Origin of the sequence: Rhizobium sp. IBUN, assembly GCF_000510625.1 — a bacterium.
GTDB lineage: Bacteria > Pseudomonadota > Alphaproteobacteria > Rhizobiales > Rhizobiaceae > Rhizobium > Rhizobium altiplani.
Window position 1 is genome coordinate 1 of sequence record NZ_AZNV01000089.1, and the last position, 4,439, is coordinate 4,439.

At 59.2% G+C, this 4,439-nt stretch carries 4 protein-coding genes, 1 tRNA gene and 2 pseudogenes; 4 read left to right on the top strand and 3 right to left on the bottom strand.

Annotated elements, in window-relative coordinates; translation table 11 throughout:
* Positions 1-31: 31 nt before the first annotated feature.
* The 4 genes and pseudogenes from RHIBUN_RS0132770 to RHIBUN_RS0132785 all read left to right on the top strand — a co-directional run.
* A tRNA-Met gene (locus RHIBUN_RS0132770) sits at positions 32-108 on the top strand.
* A 286-nt stretch (positions 109-394) separates the two neighbouring features.
* Entirely contained in the window at positions 395-694 is a 300-nt protein-coding gene (locus tag RHIBUN_RS0132775; RefSeq protein WP_025662864.1) for a DUF1778 domain-containing protein, read from the top strand.
* Positions 695-697: 3 nt separating this feature from the next.
* Positions 698-1,222 (top strand): GNAT family N-acetyltransferase, encoded by a 525-nt coding sequence (locus RHIBUN_RS0132780; RefSeq protein WP_025662865.1) that lies wholly within the window; start codon positions 698-700, stop codon positions 1,220-1,222.
* Between the two features lie 109 nt (positions 1,223-1,331).
* Positions 1,332-1,670, top strand: a pseudogene (locus RHIBUN_RS0132785) (SIP domain-containing protein); the annotation flags it as partial.
* Positions 1,671-1,783: 113 nt separating this feature from the next.
* Here the strand turns inward: RHIBUN_RS0132785 and RHIBUN_RS34655 are convergent.
* From RHIBUN_RS34655 to RHIBUN_RS0132800, 3 genes and pseudogenes are all read right to left on the bottom strand, one after another.
* Positions 1,784-3,383, bottom strand: a pseudogene (locus tag RHIBUN_RS34655) (IS66 family transposase).
* A gap of 74 nt (positions 3,384-3,457) precedes the next feature.
* Positions 3,458-3,802 carry an IS66 family insertion sequence element accessory protein TnpB gene (tnpB, locus tag RHIBUN_RS0132795; RefSeq protein WP_025662867.1) on the bottom strand — a complete coding sequence of 115 codons (345 nt, stop codon included), beginning with the start codon at positions 3,800-3,802 and terminating at the stop codon, positions 3,458-3,460.
* Entirely contained in the window at positions 3,799-4,152 is a 354-nt protein-coding gene (locus tag RHIBUN_RS0132800; protein WP_025662868.1) for a transposase, read from the bottom strand. Before RHIBUN_RS0132800 ends, tnpB begins: the two co-directional genes overlap by 4 nt.
* Between the last annotated feature and the right edge of the window lie 287 nt (positions 4,153-4,439).

Consider the following 4,439-nt stretch of genomic DNA (forward strand, 5'->3'; position numbering starts at 1 on the left):
CGTGACAAAACCCAGAGGGTTTTGCACTTGGCGCGGGGTGGAGCAGCCCGGTAGCTCGTCAGGCTCATAACCTGAAGGCCGCAGGTTCAAATCCTGCCCCCGCAACCAAATTTACTTGCGACCCCGCTGCACACGCTGCGGGGTTTTCCTTTTTGACCGAAAGCGTCAGGATCCCCGCTAGATCGCAGCGAACGTCGATCTCGATTTTTCCGATCACTGGCGTGAGGATGATGTCCTTGACCAGCGAACGGATCACGTTCGCCGCTTCAATACACTTTTCCTCGGAATCGTCCTCGAGCGTCTCGTAGAGTCGCTGAACCCGTGAACGAGACTGATAGTTTCGTATTGCATTTGGCGCTACAAATCGCTATTTTCCTCGTAAAGGAGATATGTCATGGCCGCCACTGTCGAACGCAAGGAATATCCGATCTCGATGCGTCTGCCTGAAGCAGATGTTGCAATGATCGATCGCGCGGCAAGCCTGCGCGGCCGCTCGCGCACCGATTTTGTGCGGGAGGCGGCCGTGCGCGCCGCAGAGGAAGTCGTTATGGAGCAGGGGCTCATCCGCATGAGCCCTGAAGGCTTTGCCGATTTCATGGGTGTCTTGTCCCTACCGGTCGCTCCTGTTCCGGAGATGGTGGAACTGGTCAGGCGGCCCGCGCCGTGGGAAGTTGATTACGAGCCGAAGCAATAAGCCGTGGCCTTATCGGCTCCAGAACCGCTTACGGCGGCGCATGATGTTTCCGAATTTTCCTGCGGCAAGCCGACGCTCGATCATTGGCTGAAGGCGCGCGCGCTTTCCAATCAGGAGAAAGGTTTCACGGCGGTTCTCGTCGTCCATGAGGGCGGGCGCGTCGTCGGGTATTACGGCCTGGCGCCTACCGCCGTCGTCCCTGCGATCCTCCCGCGCTCGATCCGCACCGGGCAACCGCCCGATCCGGTTCCCTGTCTTCTCCTCGGCCAGCTTGCCACGGACACGGAATGGGTGGGGATAGGCATCGGCACAGGTCTGGTGAAACATGCTCTTGAGCGTTGCGTCCAGGCCGCCGCTCTGATCGGCGGGCGGGCGTTGATGGTCAACGCCGTCGATCACGAAGCGGCGCCGTTCTGGCAGCGCCGAGGCTTCACGCCCTCGAAGGACGACCCGCTCGTCCTGTTTCGCTCCATCGCCGCAATCGTCGCATCGCTGGCGGAAGCGCGACAGCAAGAGCAAGGCGCATAACCTGAAGTCTTCACCGACGCCAAGCGGCTGTCCCTGATCCTGCCCGGTTCGGACATGCCGGTCGCCGACGATCGAGGGGATCGCAAGTAATGATTAAATCCTGCCCCCGCCGGCGATCGCCCGCATCATCGCGGAAGCCGCGCCTGGGACTGATATCGAGGCGATCATCGAAGTGGAGCATGGCCGCGAGGAGCAGCCGCTGCCGACCGAAGGCACGCTCAAGGCGCGCTGGTTGCATCGTAGGCATTATCCCATGGCTGCGAGCGGTATTCCTGCGGATCAGGCCAAAGCCGCGATCGTTGCTTGCGGTGGCGACACCTTCGTCTGGGCTGCCTGTGAAAAAGCAGACGCCCGGTCCATTCGCAGTTTTCTCAAGCGCCGCAAGCATGACCGAAAGTCGATGGATGTTGCCTGGTACTGGGAGCGGGATATCGCCCAGACGGTCTGACTGACAGTAGATGCAGTGCAAGCTGAGTGATGGCGAAAGCGATGCTGTCGAGTCTGAACGCGCGGTGATCGAAACCGGGCGAGGATAGTATCGTAAGCGGTGAGGTGAGGCCGTTACTTCTTGAAGTTCCACGGCATCAGAGCGTCGATCTCGCTTAACGGCCAACCCGCGGCCATGCGCTCGAGCGTCTGTGTCAGCCAGGCCAGCGGATCGACTTCGTTCATCTTGGCGGACTGGATGAGCGTAGAGAGCGTGGCCCAAGTCCTTCCGCCGCCGGCATTTCCGGCAAATAGGCTATTCTTCCGAACAATTGCCTGAGGCCTGATTGCACGCTCAACAATGTTGGAGTCTATCTCGATGCGCCCGTCATGAAGGAACTGTTCGAAGGCTTCCCGCCGATTAAGCGTATAGCGAATTGCCTCGGCTAGCTTGGATTTTCCAGAGATGCGGGGCAGCGTGTCGCGCCAGAGTTTGTAGAGATCGGCAACGACTGCAGCGGAGGCTTCCTGCCGGGCGGCAACGCGAACATCGGGGCTTTGTCCGCGCACCTTTTCCTCGATCGACCAAAGTGCGCCCATCTTTTCGATTGTCGCCGTTGCGACCTTTGAGCTGTCGCTGGCGTGAAGCTCGTAAAATCGACGCCGACTATGCGCCCAGCACCCCGCCAAGAGAGCACCGTCGTTTCCGCGGTCAGGTCGGGCAACACGGTTATAGGCAGTGTATCCGTCGATCTGCAGGATGCCACGATAACCATCGAGATGTCGGGCGACACAATCGCCGGATCGACTGTTTTCAAAGCGATAGGCAACCATCGGCGGACCGCTACCGCCGAACGGTCTATCGTCTTTGGCATAAGGCCCAAAGATATGCTGTCTTGGCAGACCCCGACCCAGGAACCAACGTCGGCAATGTGGTTTCGTCGGCGAAGATTCGTTCGCCTTGTTTGATCTGGTTGAAAGTGTAGTCGGCAAGGATCTCAAGCTCATACCCGAGTTTGCCCATCCACCGTGCCATCACACCACGATCGACTTCGACATGGTCGCGCAGGAAGATCGCCTCCTGTCGATAAAGCGGTAAGCCATCGCCATATTTGGAGACAGCGATATAGGCGAGCAGCGCTTCCGTCGGAATGCCGCTGTCGATGATGTGCGCCGGTGCCAAGGCCTGGATGACGCCGTCCCCATTTTTGAAGGCGTATTTCGGGCGATGGCTGACGATCACCCGGAACTTCGGCGGGATGACGTCCAGCCGCTCGGAGGTATCTTCACCGATCAGAACCTTTTGCTTGCCCGCATGCTCAGGGAGTTCGTCCGGCTCGATCACCACATGGATACGTTCCAGATGCGGTGGAAAGCCCTTGCGCGGACGGGGTGCTCGTTTTGCAGTGTCTGGACGCCTTCCCTTTGCGACCAAGGCCTCTATAGCGGCAATGCCGGTCTCTATCTCCTCGAAGACAAACGCACCCTGTTCATCCAGGTCCGTGTCGTTGCTCTTGCCCTGCCTTTCCGAACGTCTTCCGTACCGGTAACGGTCGAAGGCTTTGAGAACCTGCTTCAGCTTGACGATCTGCTCGTCGGCGTCCGCATTGCGGGCTTTCAGATCAGCGACTTCACTCTCCAGAGCCTCAGTGCGCGCAGCCTTTTCAGCCATGGCCAGGATCATGGCTTTCAGCGCATCAACGTCATCCGGGAGATGTAAATCGGCGGGTGTCATGCCCTCAACTAGAACATATTTTGCCCAGAATTTCCTGCAATTTCAGGCCCCTGATTCACTCTGACGCAGGGCTTTTACCCAGCAAATTCCGGCCGCTTCACCGCAACCGAGCGGACGCGTTTCCAGTCCATGCCGTCGATTAGCGCCATCAATTGGGCGTGGTTGAGTTGCACTCGGGCATGCCCGATCTTCGGCCAAACGAACTGGGATTTTTCCAGCCGCTTCGAATAAAGACAGACGCCTGAGCCATCCCACCAAGCGATCTTAATTCTGTCGGCTCTCTTGGCGCGGAAGATATAAAGCGAGCCACTGAACGGATCATTGCCGGCATCGCGCACCAGCGACAAAAGGCTGTCGGGACCTTTACGGAAGTCGACAGGATGGCTCGCCAAAAATACCTTCACACCCGACGGGATCATGCCGAGCGCACCGCGCGGATCACCCGAACAAGATGAGCTTCGTCAATCTCGGTTCCGGCACGGATCACAGCGTCGCCAATGGCAATTTCGACCGCAACACATTTGGTCGTCGCCCAACCAGGTAACTCACCGTCGGTGACCTTCGCAAGCGGGCCAGCACTTTGCTGTCGGGCATTGCGCCGCCACGTGAAGAGTTGCGATGGATCAACGCCTATTCGGCGCGCTATCGCCGAAACGCTTGCGCCAGGCTGCATCGCCTCAGCCACCGCCTGCGCCTTGAATTCATCCGACCAACGTCGCCTGACCTGGTGCGGCGCACCGTCAAGGCGACTGGTCACAGCCTCGATCATATGGAAAGTTCTTCTGTAACGGGCCTTGAGTCAATCCCTTGTGAGCTTAGTCCCTCGCCGAGTGCTTGCTTCTGTTCGCAGTCGGGGCTTGGCCGCTGCTTTATGGGGTCTGCTGAGGACCGGCTGGCCAATCTAGGAACGCGCAGTCACCTGAGTGCTGCTTGGCTTTCAGCGGCCTAACCCATCCATCGTCCCGGCGAAGGGACCTTGCTCCGGGGGGCTGATGGCAGTGCCCGCCCGAAACCTGTCCGGTTGTCTGTTTCCGGCTCAGGCGGCCATGGCTGCCT

Excerpts from the sequence above, each read along its gene's own strand:
- RHIBUN_RS0132800 (WP_025662868.1), bottom strand. The coding sequence starts at position 4,152 with ATGATCGAGGCTGTGACCAGTCGCCTTGACGGTGCGCCGCACCAGGTC.
- RHIBUN_RS0132775 (WP_025662864.1), top strand. The coding sequence starts at position 395 with ATGGCCGCCACTGTCGAACGCAAGGAATATCCGATCTCGATGCGTCTG.
- tnpB (WP_025662867.1), bottom strand. The coding sequence starts at position 3,802 with ATGATCCCGTCGGGTGTGAAGGTATTTTTGGCGAGCCATCCTGTCGAC.